A 1,273-nucleotide genomic window follows, 5' to 3' on the forward strand; every position below is an offset into this window, starting at 1 on the left:
GAGCATCACCCTGGCCGACAAGCAGGCGATCAACAAGGCCCTGCTCAAGTCCGGCGCGACCATCGGCGAGATGAACTGCGTGCGCAAGCACCTCTCCGCCATCAAGGGCGGCCGCCTGGCCCGGGCCTGCTGGCCGGCCACCGTGTACACCTACGCGATCTCCGACGTGCCCGGCGACGAGGCCACGGTGATCGCCTCCGGGCCCACCGTGGCCGACCCGACCACCTCCGCCGAGGCCCTGGCGATCCTCGCCCGCTACGCCATCGAGGTGCCGGCCCACGTGCAGGCCTGGCTGCGCGATCCGCGCTCGGAGACCGTCAAGCCCGGCGATCCGTGCCTTTCCCGCAGCCACTTCCAGCTCATCGCCACCCCGCAGCAGGCCCTCGACGCCGCCGCCGCCAGGGTCCGCGCCGCCGGCTACACGCCGCTGATCCTCGGCGACCTGGAGGGCGAGGCCCGCGAGGTGGCCAGGGTGCACGCCGGCATCGCCCGCCAGATCGTGCTGCACGGCCAGCCGGTCCCGGCGCCCTGCGTGATCCTCTCCGGCGGCGAGACCACCGTCACCGTGCGCGGCAACGGCCGCGGCGGGCGCAATGCCGAGTTCCTGCTGGCCCTCACCGAGAGCCTCGCGGGCCTGCCCGGCGTCTGGGCGCTGGCCGGCGACACCGACGGCATCGACGGCTCCGAGGACAACGCCGGCGCGCTGATGACCCCGGACAGTCACGCCCAGGCCACCCGCCAGGGCCTCTCCGCCCGCGACGCGCTGGACGCCAACGACGGCTACGGCTACTTCGCCGCCCTGGACAGCCTGATCGTCACCGGCCCGACCCGCACCAACGTCAACGATTTCCGCGCCATCCTGATCGAGGCACCCGCGTCATGACCCCCAACAAGAAAGTCAAAATCCTCGCCACCCTGGGCCCGGCGATCCACGGCATCGACGACATCCGCCACCTGGTGGAGGCCGGCGTCAACCTGTTCCGCCTCAACTTCAGCCACGGCGAGCACGCCGACCACGCCCAGCGCTACCAGTGGGTGCGCGAGGTGGAGCGTGAGCTGGACTACCCGATCGGCATCCTCATGGACCTGCAGGGGCCCAAGTTGCGCGTCGGCCGCTTCGAAGGCGGCAAGGTGCAGCTCGCCAAGGGCCAGGCCTTCCGCCTCGACCTGGACACCACCCCGGGCGACGAGCGCCGGGTGAACCTGCCACACCCGGAGATCATCGAAGCCCTGCAACCGGGCATGAGCCTGCTGCTCGACGACGGCCGCCTGC

The 1,273-nt window shown here is 71.9% G+C and carries 2 protein-coding genes; both read left to right on the forward strand.

What is annotated here, in order from left to right:
• Positions 1-883 (forward strand): glycerate kinase type-2 family protein (locus tag PSEWESI4_RS09300; RefSeq protein WP_187670923.1); only part of this gene is annotated, 883 nt, incomplete at its 5' end.
• Positions 880-1,273 (forward strand): pyruvate kinase (locus tag PSEWESI4_RS09305; RefSeq protein ID WP_235978907.1); only part of this gene is annotated, 394 nt, incomplete at its 3' end. The genes PSEWESI4_RS09300 and PSEWESI4_RS09305, both read left to right, overlap by 4 nt.

It is taken from the genome of Zestomonas carbonaria, assembly GCF_904061905.1.
Classification (GTDB): domain Bacteria; phylum Pseudomonadota; class Gammaproteobacteria; order Pseudomonadales; family Pseudomonadaceae; genus Aquipseudomonas; species Aquipseudomonas carbonaria.